The 18,189-nt window shown below is 45.0% G+C and carries 15 protein-coding genes; 7 read left to right on the top strand and 8 right to left on the bottom strand.

Annotation, left to right across the window (positions count from 1 at the left end; all coding sequences use genetic code 11):
- The first annotated feature begins 50 nt into the window (after positions 1-50).
- Positions 51-521, top strand: a complete 471-nt coding sequence (locus L9Q39_RS03740; protein WP_237483785.1) for a zinc ribbon-containing protein — start codon at positions 51-53, stop codon at positions 519-521.
- 94 nt (positions 522-615) lie between these two features.
- On the opposite strand, the gene cysZ is transcribed toward L9Q39_RS03740, so the two are convergent.
- Positions 616-1,353 carry a sulfate transporter CysZ gene (gene cysZ, locus L9Q39_RS03745; RefSeq protein ID WP_237483786.1) on the bottom strand — a complete coding sequence of 246 codons (738 nt, stop codon included), beginning with the start codon at positions 1,351-1,353 and terminating at the stop codon, positions 616-618.
- A gap of 193 nt (positions 1,354-1,546) precedes the next feature.
- On the opposite strand from cysZ, the gene zipA reads away from it, so the two are divergent.
- The 3 genes from zipA to cueR all read left to right on the top strand — a co-directional run bounded on the left by zipA (position 1,547) and on the right by cueR (position 5,078).
- Positions 1,547-2,527, top strand: a complete 981-nt coding sequence (gene zipA / locus L9Q39_RS03750) for a cell division protein ZipA (RefSeq protein WP_435532824.1) — start codon at positions 1,547-1,549, stop codon at positions 2,525-2,527.
- A 63-nt stretch (positions 2,528-2,590) separates the two neighbouring features.
- Positions 2,591-4,594 carry an NAD-dependent DNA ligase LigA gene (ligA, locus tag L9Q39_RS03755; RefSeq protein WP_237483788.1) on the top strand — a complete coding sequence of 668 codons (2,004 nt, stop codon included), beginning with the start codon at positions 2,591-2,593 and terminating at the stop codon, positions 4,592-4,594.
- A gap of 76 nt (positions 4,595-4,670) precedes the next feature.
- Positions 4,671-5,078 carry a Cu(I)-responsive transcriptional regulator gene (gene cueR, locus L9Q39_RS03760; protein WP_237483789.1) on the top strand — a complete coding sequence of 136 codons (408 nt, stop codon included), beginning with the start codon at positions 4,671-4,673 and terminating at the stop codon, positions 5,076-5,078.
- Between the two features lie 70 nt (positions 5,079-5,148).
- On the opposite strand, the gene L9Q39_RS03765 is transcribed toward cueR, so the two are convergent.
- Positions 5,149-6,030 (bottom strand): TraB/GumN family protein, encoded by an 882-nt coding sequence (locus L9Q39_RS03765; RefSeq protein WP_237483790.1) that lies wholly within the window; start codon positions 6,028-6,030, stop codon positions 5,149-5,151.
- A gap of 522 nt (positions 6,031-6,552) precedes the next feature.
- Here L9Q39_RS03765 and L9Q39_RS03770 point away from each other — a divergent pair.
- Positions 6,553-7,230 (top strand): oligogalacturonate-specific porin KdgM family protein, encoded by a 678-nt coding sequence (locus tag L9Q39_RS03770; RefSeq protein ID WP_237483791.1) that lies wholly within the window; start codon positions 6,553-6,555, stop codon positions 7,228-7,230.
- A 100-nt stretch (positions 7,231-7,330) separates the two neighbouring features.
- On the opposite strand, the gene L9Q39_RS03775 is transcribed toward L9Q39_RS03770, so the two are convergent.
- Positions 7,331-7,777: a DUF411 domain-containing protein gene (locus L9Q39_RS03775; protein ID WP_237483792.1), complete on the bottom strand. Its 447-nt coding sequence runs from the start codon at positions 7,775-7,777 to the stop codon at positions 7,331-7,333.
- A 22-nt stretch (positions 7,778-7,799) separates the two neighbouring features.
- Positions 7,800-10,595, bottom strand: coding sequence for a heavy metal translocating P-type ATPase (locus L9Q39_RS03780; protein ID WP_237483793.1), 2,796 nt, complete (start codon positions 10,593-10,595; stop codon positions 7,800-7,802).
- Between the two features lie 297 nt (positions 10,596-10,892).
- Here L9Q39_RS03780 and gltX point away from each other — a divergent pair, with 297 nt between their 5' ends.
- Positions 10,893-12,320, top strand: coding sequence for a glutamate--tRNA ligase (gene gltX, locus L9Q39_RS03785; protein ID WP_237483794.1), 1,428 nt, complete (start codon positions 10,893-10,895; stop codon positions 12,318-12,320).
- A 50-nt stretch (positions 12,321-12,370) separates the two neighbouring features.
- Here gltX and L9Q39_RS03790 read toward each other — a convergent pair whose 3' ends face one another.
- The 4 genes from L9Q39_RS03790 to xseB form a co-directional block, all read right to left on the bottom strand.
- A complete protein-coding gene (locus L9Q39_RS03790; protein ID WP_237483795.1) occupies positions 12,371-13,795 on the bottom strand; it encodes a Fic family protein in 1,425 nt (474 codons plus the stop codon).
- Between the two features lie 244 nt (positions 13,796-14,039).
- Complete coding sequence (gene dxs / locus L9Q39_RS03795; RefSeq protein WP_237483796.1) at positions 14,040-15,905, bottom strand: 1-deoxy-D-xylulose-5-phosphate synthase; 1,866 nt, start codon at positions 15,903-15,905, stop codon at positions 14,040-14,042.
- Positions 15,906-15,926: 21 nt separating this feature from the next.
- Positions 15,927-16,811: a (2E,6E)-farnesyl diphosphate synthase gene (gene ispA / locus L9Q39_RS03800; protein ID WP_237485496.1), complete on the bottom strand. Its 885-nt coding sequence runs from the start codon at positions 16,809-16,811 to the stop codon at positions 15,927-15,929.
- A 20-nt stretch (positions 16,812-16,831) separates the two neighbouring features.
- Positions 16,832-17,074 (bottom strand): exodeoxyribonuclease VII small subunit, encoded by a 243-nt coding sequence (xseB, locus tag L9Q39_RS03805; RefSeq protein ID WP_237483797.1) that lies wholly within the window; start codon positions 17,072-17,074, stop codon positions 16,832-16,834.
- A gap of 330 nt (positions 17,075-17,404) precedes the next feature.
- Between xseB and pomA the strand changes: the two genes are divergently transcribed.
- Positions 17,405-18,169, top strand: coding sequence for a flagellar motor protein PomA (pomA, locus tag L9Q39_RS03810; RefSeq protein WP_237483798.1), 765 nt, complete (start codon positions 17,405-17,407; stop codon positions 18,167-18,169).
- The last annotated feature ends 20 nt before the right edge of the window (positions 18,170-18,189 follow it).

Consider the following 18,189-nt stretch of genomic DNA (forward strand, 5'->3'; position numbering starts at 1 on the left):
ACCAAGATGCTGTGATTGCCGCTGCTCGGATAGGCAAGGGGAGATGAAGTATGCCAAAACGTAAAGCTAGCTATGAAGAAATGTTTGGAGATGTTGTTGAGAATCTTAAGCATAGCCCTGAAGAACTTCAGCATGTATTGGAAAAGTCGGGAGAAGTGGTTGAAGCAGCCAACGACATGACTAAGGATGAGATGGCGCTGATTTCAGCTTACATCAAATCCGATCTTCGCGAGTTCTCTGACAACTATGAACAGAGTAAGAGCGGTCCCTTTTATACCATGATTGCGAATTCCATCTGGCAAGGACTATTGGACATTACCGATCGCACCAAGATTGAGTGGATGGAGGTGTTTCAAGATCTTGAACGGCAAGGCTTATATCAAGCGGGGGAAATGATAGGTCTCGGCGTCTTGGTTTGCGAAACCTGTGGTCACAAGATGGAATACACTCATCCCACAGAAATCACGCCCTGTATTAAGTGTGGGCAAACCCACTTTACTCGTCAGTTGCTGAAACCCTAGTTTAAGATTTGGATTAAGGTGAAACAAAACGAGGTGGCTAAGCCACCTCGTTTTTTATCGACATCTTCTTGTATTGGTAACTTGGGTATATCGGTTACTTATATTCATCTCTAAATTCTTGCACCCACATCGCTGTCGCGCCGCACACTGAGACAGGAACGATACATAGGTTGAGAATTGGAATCGAAGTAAACAGTGAAACCAGCGCGCCAAAACTATACGCTTTACCTTGTTTTTGCTTCATCGACATGCGCATGTCGTTGAAGGGGACTTTGTGGTTATCAAATGGGTAGTCACAATATTGAATTGCCAACATCCAGGCGGTAAACACAAACCACAAAATAGGACCCACTGTTTGTCCCAGAGCAGGGATAAGCAACAGCAAAAACAGTCCAATGGCTTTAGGCAAGGTATAAAGCAGTTTACGCCATTCACGAGCCATAATACGTGGCACGTCTTTGACAACACCAAGCATACCCTCTTCAGACACCACTTGACCGGTTAGCTTTTCTTCTACTTTTTCGGCAAGTAAACCGTTAAAAGGCGCGGCGATAAAGTTTGCTAAGGTACTAAAGAAGTAGGAAAAGGTGGCAAGAATAGTCAGAGCTAACAGTGGCCAAAGTATGTAACTCAGCCAAGCCAGAAATTCCGGAAGGTTACCTAACCAACCATCAATCCAAGCGTTAAGATTAGCGAATAGGTAGTACATCGCGCCACCGACTAAAATGATGTTCGCGAGCAGAGGCAAAACGACGTAGCGACGAATGCCCTTAGTAAAGGCCAATTGAAAACCTTGGTGGAAATAACCAAATCCAGTGGCAGCTTTGTTCAAAATGTGGCTCCTTGTGCTACGTTGGTGTTATGAGTTGCCACGACTATATCAAAAAAGCCTTAAGGAAATCACAAAGTTCTTGTAGTAAGATGTTCATTTCCTACATAGTCTTTTGGTACAGTAGGGCAAGTTAAGCCTTGGAGAGGCTTAGCAACGAATTATTTTTATAATATGAGATCAAACAATGCAGGAATTGCGATTCGTACTGATAATTGTTGGTGCCTTGGCCATCGCCGCACTACTTTTTCATGGTTTGTGGTCGAGCAAAAAGGAAGGCCAGAAGAAATTTGGGAACAAGCCGCTAGGTAAACTGGATTCGGCAGATGAACCCGCTTATGTGGCACCGGAAGATGATTTTGAAATCATCAAGAAAACACGCACTGAGCCTGATTTTGGACTTGCCCCAGAAAAGTCGGATTACGATCCTCTTGATGACTATACTCCAGTTGAACAAGAGATCGAGCCAGAAGCCACTATCGAACCGCAGTTTGCCCAAGCGCAGGATGAGGTGAAGATAGAACCAACTCCTGAGGTGGTGGCACCAGAGCCTGTATCGACAGCGCCGATTCAAGAGCCGCCTGCGTTTATCACCAAGAAGACGCCAGTAACCGAAAATGCTGTGCCAACAAGCAAGAAGATTGAGCCACAACTGGATCTTGATAGCTTGGACGATGACGAAGAGTCTCAACCTCAATCAGATGTCACTCAAAATGCGGTTCAAGAGTCCGTTCAAGATGAACAGCAAGACGAATTACAAGTCATCGTGATGAATGTTCACTGTGCTGGCGATCAGCCGTTTATTGGTACTCAATTGTTCGATAGCATGAGCCAAAATGGCTTACTGTACGGTGAAATGGATATATTCCACCGTCATGCGGATCTGTCAGGCACGGGCAAGGTATTATTTAGTGTTGCTAATATGATGCAACCGGGTACGCTTAAGCACGATGATCCTGCGACGTTCAGCACTAAGGGCATCTCTTTCTTTATGACTTTACCTTGCTTTGGTGAAGCCGATCAGAACTTTAAATTGATGCTAAAGACGGCGCAGCAAATTGCTGATGATTTAGGTGGAAATGTTCTTGATGACAAGCGAAACTTAATGACACCAACTCGCTTAGATGTTTATCGAAAACAGATTAAAGATTTTAACGCTGCCAGAGCAACAGCATAGAGAACCCCTCGTTTTTCAAAAGGCTCCGATGGAGCCTTTTTCTCGTTATAACCAAGGTATACCATGTCTCAACAACGACTTTCTGAACTTAAGGAACAACTTCACTATCACGGCGTAAAATACTATGTCGAGGACAGTCCGGAGATCCCTGATGCGGAATATGACAGGCTGATGCAATCGTTGCTCGCCATTGAAGCAGAGCATCCTGAGTGGGTGACTTTAGATTCGCCAAGTCAGCGGGTAGGCGGTTTGCCTCTGGATAGCTTCAACCAAGTACAGCATGAATTACCGATGCTCTCTTTGGACAATGCTTTCTCTGATGATGACCTTGATGGGTTCAACAGACGTATTCGCGAGCGTGTCAACCGCACTCAAATTGGTGCATTTTGTTGTGAGGTGAAACTGGATGGTTTGGCGGTAAGCCTGCTTTATGAGAATGGAATCTTGGTACAGGCGGCGACGCGTGGTGATGGGACAACCGGTGAGAACATTACCGAGAACGTCAGAACCATCTCAGCGATCCCACTGAAACTGCAAGGGGATGATATTCCAACTCGTGTCGAAGTGCGTGGTGAAGTCTTTATGCTCAAAGCTGGCTTTGAAAAGATGAACCAAGAGGCGTTAGCGAAAGGGGAGAAAGTCTTTGTTAACCCAAGAAACGCTGCCGCAGGAAGCTTACGACAGTTAGATTCTCGAATTACCGCCAAGCGACCACTGAGTTTCTATGCCTACAGTTTAGGCATTATCGAAGGGGCTGAACTGCCACAAAGTCATTACCAACGCTTTGTAAAATTGAAGTCTTGGGGTTTCCCGATGGGACCTGAGACCAAACGCGTTGAAGATATTGAACAGGTGAAAGCCTACCATAAAGCGATTCAAGAAAAGCGTGAAAGCTTGGATTATGAGATTGATGGTGTGGTGATCAAAGTTGATGACATTGACTTGCAACAACAGCTTGGCTTTGTTGCTCGTGCTCCTCGTTGGGCAATTGCCTATAAGTTTCCGGCGCAAGAAGAGATCACGACGCTGAATGCGGTAGAGTTTCAGGTTGGGCGTACAGGCGCAATCACGCCAGTTGCTAAACTAGAGCCGGTGTTTGTAGGGGGTGTGACCGTAAGTAATGCCACCTTGCACAATGCCGATGAGATTGAGCGCCTCGGTGTGATGGTGGGCGATAGTGTGATTATTCGTCGTGCGGGTGATGTAATCCCGCAAATCGTGGCGTTTGTGCCTGATCGTCGTCCGCAAGACGCGCAAGCGATCCGTTTTCCGATTGACTGCCCGGTTTGTCATTCCGCCATTGAGCGTATTGAAGGCGAAGCCGTTGCAAGATGTAGCGGTGGCTTGGTTTGCCAAGCTCAGCGTAAAGAAGCGCTCAAGCACTTTGTTTCCCGTAAGGCCCTTGATGTTGACGGTTTAGGCGATAAGGTCATTGAGCAATTAGTGGATCGTGAAATGGTTGAAACGCCCGCGGATCTATTTGGTTTATCGGCAGGTGTCTTGACGATTTTGGAGCGAATGGGGCCGAAATCGGCACAAAATGTGGTTAACGCGTTGGAAAAGTCAAAAGAAACGACGTTAGCTCGTTTTCTTTATTCGTTAGGTATTCGTGAGGTGGGTGAAGCCACCGCGGCTAACCTTGCGGCGCACTTTAAAACGCTCGATGCCATCATGGTGGCGTCACACGAGCAGCTAATTGAAGTTCCAGATGTTGGTGAAATTGTTGCCAAACATATCCGCTTGTTCTTTGCTCAAGAAAGTAATCAAGTGGTGATTGCGGCACTTATTGACGCGGGTGTTCATTGGCAGGATGTACAAGAACCAGATCAAGATGTTCCACAACCTCTTGCAGGAAAAACGGTGGTGCTAACGGGGTCGCTGTCGCAATTGAATCGCAATGAAGCAAAAGCGGCACTACAAGCTTTGGGCGCTAAGGTGACAGGCAGTGTTTCTAAGAACACCGATATTCTGTTTGCTGGTGACAATGCGGGCTCAAAGTTAGCGAAGGCGCAAGATCTTGGGGTAGAAGTGCGTACCGAACAGGACTTGGTTGATTTACTAAACTAAAGCGAACAAGCCAGAGACTAACGATTGGTATTAGTGAGTCTCTGGCGATTGAATGGTGATCATAGGTGAGGTTTTTATGAATATTGGTGAAGTAGCAAAACGAACAGGCTTAACCAGTAAATCGATTCGCTTGTATGAAGAGAAAGGTTTGATTCATTCTCTACGCTCAGAGAACGGTTATCGAACCTACAGTGATGTGCAGATCCAGCAGTTGGTCTTGATTGCACGGGCTAAAAACCTTGGTTTTAGTCTTGATGATTGCAAAGAGTTGGTTGAGTTATCACAAAATAATCAAATGCAAAGTGCGGTGGTTAAAGCTAAGACAGTGGCTAAAATCGCCGATATTGAACAAAAGATTGCCGATCTCACCGCCATTAAGAATACTTTGAAAACCTGGGCGTCGCACTGTCCCGGCAATGAATCGAATGACTGCCCTATCATGGATGGTCTCAAGGAAGGATGGTCTCAAGGCGCCATTGATTGACAGCAAGGGTTAAGTGAACACCCCGCCATCAATCCATTGTTCGACCTTTTACCTTCATCTAGCCTTTCATCTAGCTATCGAATGCACACTCAGTGCGACTTCCTTGAGTTAAAGGGGTCACTGTGTAACCCAATTGTTCAAGCAGTTGCGGGACATTGTCCTTTCCAACTAAGTGCAAAGCACCAACCGCAACAAAATAGCTTCCAGACTGCCAATTAGGGTTAGAGGTAAACTGTTTGACCCAATCTTGGTTTCGCTCTGTGACGAATGTTCGGTATAGCTCTTCACCGAGTAAATCCTTCTGTGATATTTCAGCGAGGTTCGTTTCATCTCCGTGGACCCAAGATGTCACTAAACATGCAACTTGCTCAGGTTGCTGATCCCACTCTTCAATTAACTCCGTTAGTAGTTCCAGCCCTTTGTTAGGTAGGTCACTCGTTAGACTAATCTGAAACTCAATACTCTCTAATCCCCAAATCGGCTTATTGGCCATCTTAGCTTTGGTAATAAAATGTTGGTCGATGCCATATTGAGCGTCATACCCAAGAGACTGAAATTGCAATTGCTGCAACGACAGAGCTGCTTGCCACGGTTCCATTGCCAATAGAGCAGAGGGGGAGAGCGATAGTGATTGAGCAATAGAGATCAGAATTTGCTTTTGTTTATCAGAGAGCAGTTTGTCAGCCGTGAATGATTTATTCGCTGCGGGTAGGCTAAAGCTGCCATTGAGATCGGCTTCAACGATCACTGCTTGGCTGGCTCGAAACGCCCGACTCACGGCTTGAGGAAGGGGGTAAAACTCTGGTTGACCGACATGAATGGTGCCAAATAGATGTAAGGTCTGTTCACCGCGTGAAGCGGTCCATGCTAATGGCTCTGCCTGATTGGTTAAGGGGAATAAACCTCCCAACAACAAGAGTGAACATAGCCAATGGTGACGCAGTAATTTCATGATACTCCTTACATTTATCGAGAGAACGTCTTTCATCCGATTGATGGATAACTTGAGCATATTAGCACTATATTGGCGAAATCACTCTCACCTTGCTGTTACGGATTATCAGATCTGACTATTGGAGAAGGTTATTCGACCAACTGCGATACTTATTTTGTTTTGATAAATTACTCTCAAGAAAATCATCAATAAACCTAAATAATAGTGATGTATCTCGCATTGTTTTTAATGAAAATTAAAATACGGCTCGAATCGCAATGACTTTTTATGGCTAATTTGATGAGTTCTGTGAGCTACATAAAGGTTTTTCTCGTCATTAAATTTACGAGAAAACATTTAAATTCATGATTTAAATGGATTTATATTTTTTGTTGTTATTGTCATGTGACACTGGTCACTAACCAAATAAACTTATTTGATCGAGAAAATTAAGTGGCGTTATAGTGCGTCTCAGCCAACAGGCACTGATAGAGACAGCACGATAAGTTGTCCATAAATCTTAATTTAATAGGTGAAATAATGAAAAAAATCTTAGCTTTGACGACATTAGCAATGGTTTCTGGTTCTGCATTCGCAGGTTCTTCTTATGTGACAGGTAACGTCCAATTTCACGACACGTTTCTACAAGGTTCAAAAGCAACCTCGACGCTAGAAGCCGGCCATACCTTTGATTCAAACACGACGTTATTAGTTGAGTTTGATGCGATCCCACTGGGTGATGTGCAAGACAATGCTCGCCCATTACCATACATTACATTGGGCGCTGAGCAGTCTTATGCGGTAACAGATAACTTGTGGGTGGCAGTTGGCTACCATCACCTAATCTCTGGTGGTGAGACGATTCAATATCGTCCATTGGTAAAGATTGGCTATAACTTCGATAACGGTATTGCGATTAGTAACCGTACCCGCCAACACATTCAAGAAGACAGTACAGCGAACGACCAAACTCGTTTCGACAACCGTATTGCATACTCGTTTGCTGAACAGCCAGTAACGTTAAGCTATAACAACGTTTACGTGATTACTAATGGCGATGGTGACGATACGATGGACCATGAGCTTCGTGCAACTTGGACGCGTAAAGGTGTGCAGCCATACTTTGAGTTCCGTAGCCAAGCGCACGGCTTAGACAACGCAGATGGCAGTAGCGCTGTAAATAACGCCTTCGTATTCGGTGCGTCTTACGGCTTCTAGTATTCAAACAACGTCAGTCCGCTAGGAAGATAATTATTATAATTGTTTGATGTGACTTAAGGCTCTTTGTACCTGTAATGCAAAGAGCCTTATTTGTTGGTTACTCTTGGTGATAGCTGTTGTAGCTAAATACCTGCCCCTTCTCATTAAATGCATAGACATGATACGGCTGTTTTTTGTCGCCATATTCCATTCCCGGCGAGCCAAGCGGCATACCCGGTACGGCAAGCCCTTTAGCGCCACTTGGCGGGTTATCTAAAAAGGTTTTGATATCACTTGCTGGAATATGTCCCTCGAACACATAGCCGTCAATAACAGCGGTATGGCAAGAGGCGAGTTCACCGGAGACGCCTAATTTCTGTTTGATGCTATGCATATTGTCGTGGTTTTCGACTTGAGTGGTAAACCCAGCCTGTTCCATATGATCTACCCAGTCACTGCAGCAACCGCATGTTGGCGACTTGTAAGTCATCACATTGGTTGCAAACGCCGAAGCCGAAACTGTGGCGAGTGCCAAGGTAGAGAAAGCGAGTCGTGTTTTTTGCATGTTTTGTTTCCTTGTTCGGTGATTACTTGACGTCACTCGGGTTTGAAAAATGTTTAAGACGATTGGCGTTTAATACCACCGTGATCGACGATAGAGCCATAGCCGCGCCTGCAAATACAGGACTGAGTAAGAAGCCAAATACTGGATATAGCACACCCGCGGCGATTGGGATGCCTAAACTGTTATAAATAAACGCCCCAAACAGATTTTGTTTAATGTTTTTTACGGTGGCTTTGGCTAGAGCGATCCCGTAGGCGATATTTTGGGGATTGCTATTGAGCAGCGTCATCGAGGCTGTTTCTATTGCGACATCGCTCCCGCTCCCCATGGCGATGCCGACATCGGCAAGCGCTAACGCCGGAGCATCATTAATGCCGTCTCCGACCATTGCCACGTATTGGTATTTTTGTTTTAGCGATTGAACGTGCAGGGCTTTTTCATCGGGAAGCACTTCGGCAATGACCTCATCAATGCCTAATTGCTTAGCAATGGTTTTTGCAACCGTTTGGTTATCGCCGGTAAGCATGACCGAGTGAATGCCTAACGCTTTGAGTTGTTGTATTGCCTCTTTAGATTCTGGTTTCACGGTATCGGCAATAGCAATCAGCCCCTTGATTTGCTGATCAACGATGACAACGACAGGTGTCGCTGCAAGGTTTTGGCTATCGGTTAGGGCTTCGGATAGAGGGGCGATGTTAACACCTAAACTGTTAACGTGATTGACTGAAGCGATAGTTACATGGTGACCATTGATCCGACCCTCAATACCTTTGCCGTCTAAGTTTTGGAACTGCTCAACTTCACTTAGTAACGCTTGATTTGGCCAATGATTGACAATGGCGCTCGCAAGTGGATGTGGAGACAATTTTTCCAAAGGGATTACCCACGCGGCAAGTTGTTGCTCAGAGCAATCAATCGACCACACGCGGACTACTTCGGGAGCGCCTTGAGTTAAGGTGCCTGTTTTATCGAATATCACCGCTTTTACTTTGGTCAGATTTTGGAGCGCATCGGCTTCTTTTATTAGGATGCCTGATTGCGCCGCTTTGCCAACGCCAACGGTAATAGAAAGCGGTGTCGCCAAGCCTAATGCGCAAGGGCAGGCGATGATAAGAACGGTAGTGGCGACGACCAACATATAACTTGCAGTTGGTTCGGGACCGATAAAGAGCCAAATAGCAGCGGAGAATAACGCAATTGCGATCACTACGGGCACAAAAATGGCGGAAATGGAATCGGCTAGTTTTGCGATAGCGGGTTTACTGCTTTGCGCTTCACGGACTAAACGAATGATTCGTGACAGCATGGTTTGTGAACCGATGCTGGTGGCTTCAATGATCAAGCGTCCATTGGTATTAATCGTGCCAGCAGAGACGGAGTCGGAAACGGTTTTTCGGCTCGCAATGGGCTCACCAGTCAACATGGATTCATCGATGTAACTCTCACCCTTAATCACAATGCCGTCAACTGGGACTTTATCTCCCGGCTTGATGAGTAGCGTCATTCCTTGAGTGACACTTTGTAGGTCAATAGCTTGCTCTTTGCCATTAATGATGACCCAAGCCTCGGTCGGTTGCAGTTTCATCAGCGATTGCAATGAACGATTGGTGTTAGCCTTGGCCTTGGCTTCAATATAGTGACCCAATGAAATCAAACCGATGATCATTGCGCTGGCTTCAAAATAGACGTGACGTGATTGTTGGGGAAACCAACTCGGAGAGATAACAACAAGCATTGAGTACAACCAAGCTGCACCAGTGCCGAGAGCAACCAGACTGTCCATTGTGGCGCGTTTATGTTTCAGAGCGTTAAGCGCATTGCTGTAGAACCCTCTTCCGGCGGTAGTAAGTAGCCACAAACATAGTATACCAACCACTCCCCAAGCCATTTGGTCAAGTGAGTTGCGGATCATCATATTGCCCCCAAATACTCCCCAAAGCATCAATGGAGCACCGACGGCTAATGCCATGATGGTGTTGCGTTTTTGTATAGCTTGATAACGCTGTAATTTATCTTGTTGCTGTTGTTGCGATGACGTGAGATCAAGCACCACCTCAGCTTGATAGCCAGCGTTTGAGATGGCCTTGATGATCTGTTCATCAATGCTTTGTGCATTAAGGCTCTTTGCATCAGAGCTATTTACGTCAGAGCTATTTCCTTCAGAGCTCTTTGTATCAAAGTCATCCTCGTCTTGATTAATACTGACGATGGCACTTTGTTCGGCAAGGTTGACGTTCGCTGAATGAACTTGAGGCACTTGTTTGATTGCTTTCTCGACCGAAGAAACGCAACTCGCGCATGTCATTCCTTGAATTAACAGTTGAATGGAATACGAGGCTTGCGGTGTGTTGCTCTGCGGTGCTGAATTTGTGTCTATACTGGGAGTGGGAACAGGTTGTTCATCTTGAGTATGTGAATGTTCACTTACCGGTTGAGCCTCGAAACCTATTTGCTGGATATGTGCCTCGACCGTCTCGCTCTTGAGTGATGATTCGATAGTGAGATAATGCTTGTTGAGCTCGATAATAGAAGAATCTTGTAGCGAGTGTAAGTGCTCGCGCAGTTTTGCGACACATTTGCCACAGTTTAAACCCGTTAAGGTGAAATGCTGAACGTGACTCTTCAAGCTGGCTTGATAGCCAACTTGAGACACAACGTCGGTGACATTAGCGAGTGGTGCCTCAGTTTTAACTTTCAGGTGTTGGGGTGAGATGTCAATAATCTCAATATTCCGTTCTGAAGCGTTTAAGGCATTGGTCAGTTTTTTAACGCAACCCATGCAGGATAGGCCTGCTAAATCTAGTTCATAGTGATTCATAACGGCACTCGTGATATCTCTGATGATGTAACCATAAACCTTGCCCTTAGGGGAAGGTCAAGCATTTGGAATAAAATTTAGATTCTAATGATTAATTACACTTCCTATCCAAGGCGCTCCGTATTCTAAGGTTGTTTGGGTTCTGAGGTGAGTAAACAGTTTGGTATGGCTAATTCCCTTGCTGAACTGGTACTTGAGTGAAGTTGAGTATAAAATAGCGCGCAAATTTGCAACGTAGGTTTTTTTGCAACGCCATAGTGACTAGCACCCTACGCAGTTGACAATAAGGTAAATTCAATGACGGTTAAAACACGTTTTGCTCCAAGCCCAACAGGCTATCTTCATGTTGGTGGTGCTCGCACCGCTCTATACTCTTGGTTATTTGCGAAAAACCAAGGTGGTGAGTTTGTACTACGAATTGAAGACACAGATTTAGAGCGTAACTCTCAAGAAGCAGTAGATGCGATTCTTGAAGGTATGCAATGGATGGGTCTGGAGTGGGATGAAGGTCCTTACTTCCAATCAAAACGTTTTGACCGTTATAACGAGATGGTTGATAAGCTGCTTGCTGAAGACAAAGCGTATAAGTGCTATGCACCGAAAGAGGTCTTGGAAGAGATCCGCGCTGAGCAAGAAGCGAACAAAGAGATGCCTCGTTATGACGCTAACCACCCTAAAGTGGTCGCGGCTAATGCAGCAGCAAAAGACGGTGACCCTTGTGTGATTCGTTTCCGCAATCCAAAAGAGGGTAGCGTAGTTTTTGATGACCAAATCCGTGGTCGCATCGAAATTAGTAACACACAAATGGATGACCTTATCATCCGTCGTACTGATGGCGCACCAACCTACAACTTTGTTGTTGTTGTTGATGACTGGGATATGGGTATCACTCACGTCGTTCGTGGTGAAGACCATATCAACAACACGCCACGCCAAATCAACATTTATGAAGCACTTGGCGCACCAGTTCCGACGTTTGCACACTGTGCTATGATTTTGGGTGATGACGGCGCGAAACTGTCTAAACGCCATGGTGCGGTATCTGTGATGCAATATCGCGATGAAGGTTATCTGCCTAACGCATTGAACAACTATCTAGTGCGTTTGGGCTGGTCTCACGGTGACCAAGAGATCTTCTCGCAGCAAGAGATGATTGATTTGTTTAGCCTGAATGCTATCTCTAAGTCAGCGTCAGCGTTCAACACCGATAAGCTATTGTGGTTGAACAACCATTACATTAAAACCTCTGAGCCAAGCTATGTCGCTGAGCATCTGCAATGGCACCTTGATCAACGCGATCTTAAAGTGGACAACGGTCCAGCGATCACAGAAGTGATTAAACTGGTGGGTGAGCGTTGCAACACTTTAGTTGAGCTTGCTGATCAAATTGGTTACTTCTACCAAGACTTCTCAGAATTTGAAGCCGGCGCTGCGAAGAAGCACTTACGTGGCGTTGCCAAAGCGCCGCTTGAAGCGGCACTTGCGAAAGCTGAAGCACTTGCAGAGTGGACGACGGAAAACATTAAAGATCAAGTGATTGCCGCGGTTTGCGAAGAGCTAGAAATCGGTATGGGCAAGATTGGTATGCCTCTGCGTGTTGCTGTAACTGGTGGTGGTCAATCTCCATCTGTCGATGCAGTCATGGAGCTGGTTGGTAAAGAGCGCGCAGTAGCTCGTATCAAGATGGCCCTGGACTTTATCGCTGAGCGTGAAGCCAACGCATAATCATCGCTAAAGAATCGTATTCATATTGCGTTTTTGAATTCGACGCTGCTCTATTGAGTGGCGTCGAATTTTTCTTTCCAAGCAATAAACATCTGTTCTGTGACACCGATTGAAATGATCGCCCCACTATGAAGTTTACCTAGCTCCACCATTGCAATAGAAACAAACTTATCACTCTCTGCAATCTGATGTTTTTTACAGAACTGTTCAAGATAACTCGGTATCTGTTGACCCGTCATTCCATTTCTTATTATCTCGCCAATGGCTTGCTTTCTTTCACTACGATATTTAATTCGATAAGAATCGATATGACCGACCGACTTCTCGACGCTGGTATATTGCTGACAAGAACGCTCATAGGCCCAAATAAACACATCTAAAGCAGGAAGATAATCGCCGGTCTCGTAAAAATAAATTAGTGATCGAACATAGTCGTCTTTTGGTACATCGACAAAGCTTAAGGGGCAGAGGTTTTGTTGAATAAAAGGTAAGTTACAACCTAACCGTGCGGTACGCTTATTCACATCTTCAAATGCTTGAAGATAGGAAAGGTGAATAAATAGAAAAAAGGCTTGTTCGAATGGTTCGGTTATTTTGGCTGCTTTCCTTAATAGCAGGATAAACAGTTCTTCGAGTTGTTGGGGGGCATTAAGTGGCAGATAAGACGTTTTGGTGATACGGACTTCTTTTTGACGTACTTGTCCACATGCCGCGCTGTCGGATAGTAAGTCTTGTGAAAGTAATTGATGCAAATTGCGTATGACGAAAGGAGTGACTGAGAGTTCTTCAGCGTTTTCTATCATAAACAAGATGGCTTCCTTGTGGTTCAGGATCATAATGGTTTCTTCGTCGAATTTACCATTAGCCGCCTCACCAACGAGTAGTAATTTTCGCGTATCTAGCATTGAGTAGGTGTTGCCTTCTAAGCGACTAGAGTTAAATGATAGGTCGATCAGAAGTCTTTGAGCGATGTCTTTTGCATAAGTGCCAGCCGCGAGATTTTTATTGAATCGAGTACCAAGATTCATCAGCCTTTCAGCTGTGTCCCTAGATAGATAACGGGTCTGGTTAGGGACATACTGTTCAATCAACGACGAGTTATAGGACACTTTAGGGCGCATGAAAGACGGAACATTAAGGCTTTCTAAGCGAATACTGGATTGTTGAGAAAAAACGGAAGTGACATCAGTTAAATATTCGGCACCTGGTGCTCGAATAGAAATGTCCTTAGATGTGTCCTTAGGTATGTCTTTAGTTATATTTAGGGACACATACTTGAGACCGCTCTTTTCACCAATGGTAGCAATCCTTGTCGCTTCCTTTAGTTTTTTAAGACGTCTTTGTAAGGTTTTTTCAGTGATATCAATAGTAATTTTTTCAAGTATTTGGCTTCTTGATAGCGGAGTGGAGGCGTTATCAATGATTTCTTGAATGATATCAATCTGTCGATCTATTGACCTTGCAGTAGGCTTCATAGGCTGCTAATAAGTGTCCTTAAATGTGGTTAAACTAGCACCACTAAAGACATTTGGCAATAATTAAGGACAAATAATGGGTATTTAACGGATTTAGGACAGGTAGAATCAAAAACAGATAGAACTAAAGACAGATAGCATTAAAAATAGATAGAATTAAAAAATAGATAGCATTAAAGACACAAATACAAAAACACCCAAACCACGTAGGCTGGGTGTTTACTTGTTAGTGATGATTGAGTAGCTATTTGGCTAGATAATCTAGGATGGATTGCTCAATACCTCCGGCATCCAAGCCTAACTCGGCGTGCAACTCTTCTTGTGTCCCCTGAGCGACAAAGTGATCAGGCAAGCCCAAATTTAGCACAGGTTTCAGTAGTTTTTCTTTCATCATAAATTCATTCACCCCTGCGCCCGCACCGCCCATAATCGCGTTCTCCTCAAGTGTCACGATTACATCGTGACACTGAGATAGGTTGCGGATAAGTTCTTCATCTAGAGGTTTGACAAAACGCATATCGGCAACCGTTGCGTTGAGCTTTTCGGCTGCAATCAGCGCATTATCAAGGAAGGTGCCGAAAGAGAGGATTGCCACTTTTTCACCTTGACGAATAAGGCGTCCTTTGCCTATTTCTAATGCGGTAAAACACTTGTCAACAGAGGTGCCATTACCGCCACCTCTTGGATAACGTACCGCACTTGGACCGGTGTGTTGGTGACCCGTGTAGAGCATTTGGCGACATTCATTTTCGTCACTTGGCGCCATAATGACCATATTTGGAATACAACGCATGAAGCTAAGATCGAAGGCACCTTGGTGTGTTTGACCATCAGCTCCGACTAATCCAGCGCGGTCGATAGCAAACATCACAGGCAAATCCATGATAGCAACATCATGAATGAGCTGATCATAGCCTCGTTGTAAGAAGGTCGAATAGATGGCGACGATAGGTTTATTGCCCGCAATTGCCATCCCCGTTGCTAAGGTCACCGCATGTTGCTCTGCAATTGCAACATCAAAATATTGCTTTGGAAATTCTTTTGAAAAACGCACCATCCCTGACCCTTCACGCATCGCAGGCGTAATGGCCATCAATTTTTCATCTTGCGCGGCCATGTCGCACAAGAAGTCACCGAAGATCTGTGAATATGTCGGTTTGCCAGACTGACTCTTTGGAAGGCTAGTTCTTGATGGGTCGAATTTTGGAACACCATGATAACCGATAGGGTCTTTTTCCGCAGGCTCATAACCTTTGCCTTTCTTGGTCATGATATGTAGAAATTGAGGACCTTTAAGATCACGCATGTTCTTAAGCGTTTTTACGAGCTCGTTGACATCATGACCGTCAATTGGACCAATATAGTTAAAGCCAAATTCTTCGAATAGGGTGCCGGGTACGATCATCCCTTTGAGGTGTTCTTCGGTACGCTTTACCAACTCTTTGATTGGCGGCAGACCGCGTAAAGCTTTTTTACCCCCTTCACGAATAGAGGTATAGAGACTGCCAGACAGAATACGTGCAAGGTGATTATTTAGTGCGCCGACGTTCTCTGAAATCGACATTTCATTGTCGTTAAGGATCACTAGCATGTCAGGACGAATATCACCGGCATGGTTTAACGCTTCAAATGCCATACCTGCAGTAATAGCACCATCTCCAATAACACTGACGACTTTACGATTGTTGCCTTCTTTGGCTGCGGAAATAGCGATGCCTAACGCAGCACTAATTGATGTGGAAGAGTGACCCACCGACAATACATCATATTCGCTTTCTCCACGCCAAGGAAAAGGGTGTAACCCTTCTTTTTGACGTATCGTCGACATCTGCTCACGGCGACCCGTCATAATTTTGTGAGGGTAGGCTTGGTGGCCAACGTCCCAAATTAACTGATCAAAAGGAGTGTTATAGACGTAGTGTAAAGCAACAGTCAGTTCGACGGTTCCTAAGCCCGATGCAAGGTGACCACTAGATTGACTCACTGAGTTAAGCAAATACTCCCTCAGTTCTTGGCAAAGCTTAGGCAGCGACTCTTTTGGCATTAACCTTAACTCATCAGGAGTATTGGTTAGACTCAATGTCGGATATTTTGAGATATCAAGTGTCATAGTGATGTAGCGCTTATAAATTTAGTTGTTGCGTTCGATGACATATCTGGCGAAATCTTCCAGTAATTTTGTATTGTACGGTATCGCATCCAGGGCAGAAAGAGCTTCCTCAAAAAGCGCGTCAGCTTTCTGTTTTGCCCCATCGAGTCCGAGCAGAGCAGGATAAGTACTTTTTGCCTTCTGTTCATCAGAGCCCTGAGGCTTACCTAAGGTTTTGGTATCACTGACAATATCGAGGATATCGTCCTGTACCTGAAATGCTAGACCGATGGCATCCGCGTATTTTTCGAGTTGGGGCAGCACTTTTATGCCCACCTCTCCAGCCGATAATGCGCCAAGCACAACGGCACACTTAATGAGTGCGCCAGTCTTGTGGCGATGTATCTGCTCTAATTGTTCAAGTGAGACGGCTTGGTTTTCTGCTTCTAGATCTAAAGCTTGACCGATACACATCCCGGCCGCGCCAGACGCTTTCGCTAGTTGCTTCACCATATTGATACGTTGAGCTTCAGCTATTGGTGCTATTTGACCCTCAGAAAGCACAGTAAAGGCCAAGGTTTGCAATGCATCTCCGGTAAGGATAGCAGTTGCTTCATCAAATTCTATATGGCAGGTCGGTTGCCCGCGGCGCAGGTTATCATCATCCATAGCCGGAAGATCATCATGAATCAATGAGTAAGCATGGATACATTCGATAGCGGACGCTGGCGTATCGAGGTGTTCAACGTCCACACCCAACATGTTGCCGGTAGCGTACACCAAGAAAGGGCGAGCGCGCTTGCCGCCAAGCAGCAAACCGTAACGCATAGCCTCAATCAATCTTTGCTGTTGGACAGGGTATTGATCCAGCCAATCATTCAGCTGTTGATTATTGCGCGCTTGGTAATGCTGCAACGCATCAATCATGGTTTGGCTCATACTTGATGTTATTCCGTAGGTTGAATGAAGTCCGAAAGTGGTGAGTTATCATCCTTCTCTAAAAGGATACTCACTTTTTGCTCGGCTTCAGATAACTTCTGCTGACCAGAACGTGTCAGCGCAATCCCGCGTTCAAATTTCTTTAAAGCATCATCAAGGGCTAAGTCCCCTTGCTCAAGCTGTTCAACCAAGGTATCAAGCTCGTCAATTGTTGCTTCAAAAGACATGTTCTCTGGTTTCTTTGTTGCCATAACGTATTTGCTTTTTGAGAAATGTTTGAACGTTACATGAGGTACTGCAGTTGGTCAAACTAATGACACTAAAAAGTACGTAAATTTAACAGGATGGAACATCGCGCGTGTTGAGGCACCATTTAAACGCTTAGAGCCTTGTTGAATGGACATGCTATCAATCAGCAGGATCTTGTGCGGTTTGTGACAATCTAAAAATTGTGAGTTTCTAATCATAATTTGCTTAAAGATACTGGGCACTGGTCGATAACATCATTATAAAACGGTAGTCTCTTGTGAATTTTAACTTCAATAGAGTTAAGTGAATTTGAATAATAGTTGGAGTGTTGAGTGGATTTAGCAACGCTTATAGGCCTTATTGGAGGCATAGCATCGGTCATTATCGCTATGGTGCTTGGCGGCAGTATCTCAATTTATGTGGATATGACCTCCATATTCATCGTTATTGGTGGTTCTACCTTCGTTGTCTTAATGAAGTTTACCCTTGGGCAATTTGCCAGTGCCGCCAAAATTGCCGGCAAGGCGTTTATGTTTAAAGCGGATGAGCCAGAAGATTTGATAGCCAAAGTGGTCGAGATGGCGGATGCAGCACGTAAAGGTGGCTTTCTTGCCCTTGAAGAGATGGATATTCAAAACAGCTTTATGCAGAAAGGCATTGACCTATTGGTTGATGGACATGATGCCGAAGTGGTTCGAAACGCATTGCAAAAAGACATTGCCTTGACGGATGAACGCCATGTCAAAGGTGCGGGTGTATTTAAGGCCTTTGGCGATGTCGCGCCAGCAATGGGTATGATAGGCACGCTTGTTGGTCTGGTTGCCATGTTGTCTAACATGGATGACCCCAAATCTATCGGTCCTGCGATGGCGGTTGCGCTATTAACCACGTTGTACGGGGCGATTTTGTCCAATATGTTATTTTTCCCTATTGCGGACAAACTGACCTTGCGTCGTGAGCAGGAGAAGCTGAATCGTCGTCTCATTATGGATGGTGTTCTTGCCATCCAAGATGGTCAAAACCCACGTGTTATCGATAACTACCTTAAGAATTATCTCAATGAGGGTAAACGTGTCCTTGATTTGGATGTTGAGTAGTGAGCCAAATCACGCTTAAA

The organism is Vibrio hippocampi (assembly GCF_921292975.1).
GTDB classification, from domain to species: domain Bacteria; phylum Pseudomonadota; class Gammaproteobacteria; order Enterobacterales; family Vibrionaceae; genus Vibrio; species Vibrio hippocampi.

Coding starts and splice junctions, on each gene's coding strand:
- L9Q39_RS03790 (WP_237483795.1), bottom strand. CDS start 13,795: ATGAAGCCTACTGCAAGGTCAATAGATCGACAGATTGATATCATTCAA.
- L9Q39_RS03775 (WP_237483792.1), bottom strand. CDS start 7,777: ATGCAAAAAACACGACTCGCTTTCTCTACCTTGGCACTCGCCACAGTT.
- ligA (WP_237483788.1), top strand. CDS start 2,591: ATGTCTCAACAACGACTTTCTGAACTTAAGGAACAACTTCACTATCAC.
- cueR (WP_237483789.1), top strand. CDS start 4,671: ATGAATATTGGTGAAGTAGCAAAACGAACAGGCTTAACCAGTAAATCG.
- dxs (WP_237483796.1), bottom strand. CDS start 15,905: ATGACACTTGATATCTCAAAATATCCGACATTGAGTCTAACCAATACT.
- L9Q39_RS03765 (WP_237483790.1), bottom strand. CDS start 6,030: ATGAAATTACTGCGTCACCATTGGCTATGTTCACTCTTGTTGTTGGGA.
- ispA (WP_237485496.1), bottom strand. CDS start 16,811: ATGATTGATGCGTTGCAGCATTACCAAGCGCGCAATAATCAACAGCTG.
- gltX (WP_237483794.1), top strand. CDS start 10,893: ATGACGGTTAAAACACGTTTTGCTCCAAGCCCAACAGGCTATCTTCAT.
- xseB (WP_237483797.1), bottom strand. CDS start 17,074: ATGGCAACAAAGAAACCAGAGAACATGTCTTTTGAAGCAACAATTGAC.
- L9Q39_RS03780 (WP_237483793.1), bottom strand. CDS start 10,595: ATGAATCACTATGAACTAGATTTAGCAGGCCTATCCTGCATGGGTTGC.
- L9Q39_RS03740 (WP_237483785.1), top strand. CDS start 51: ATGCCAAAACGTAAAGCTAGCTATGAAGAAATGTTTGGAGATGTTGTT.
- L9Q39_RS03770 (WP_237483791.1), top strand. CDS start 6,553: ATGAAAAAAATCTTAGCTTTGACGACATTAGCAATGGTTTCTGGTTCT.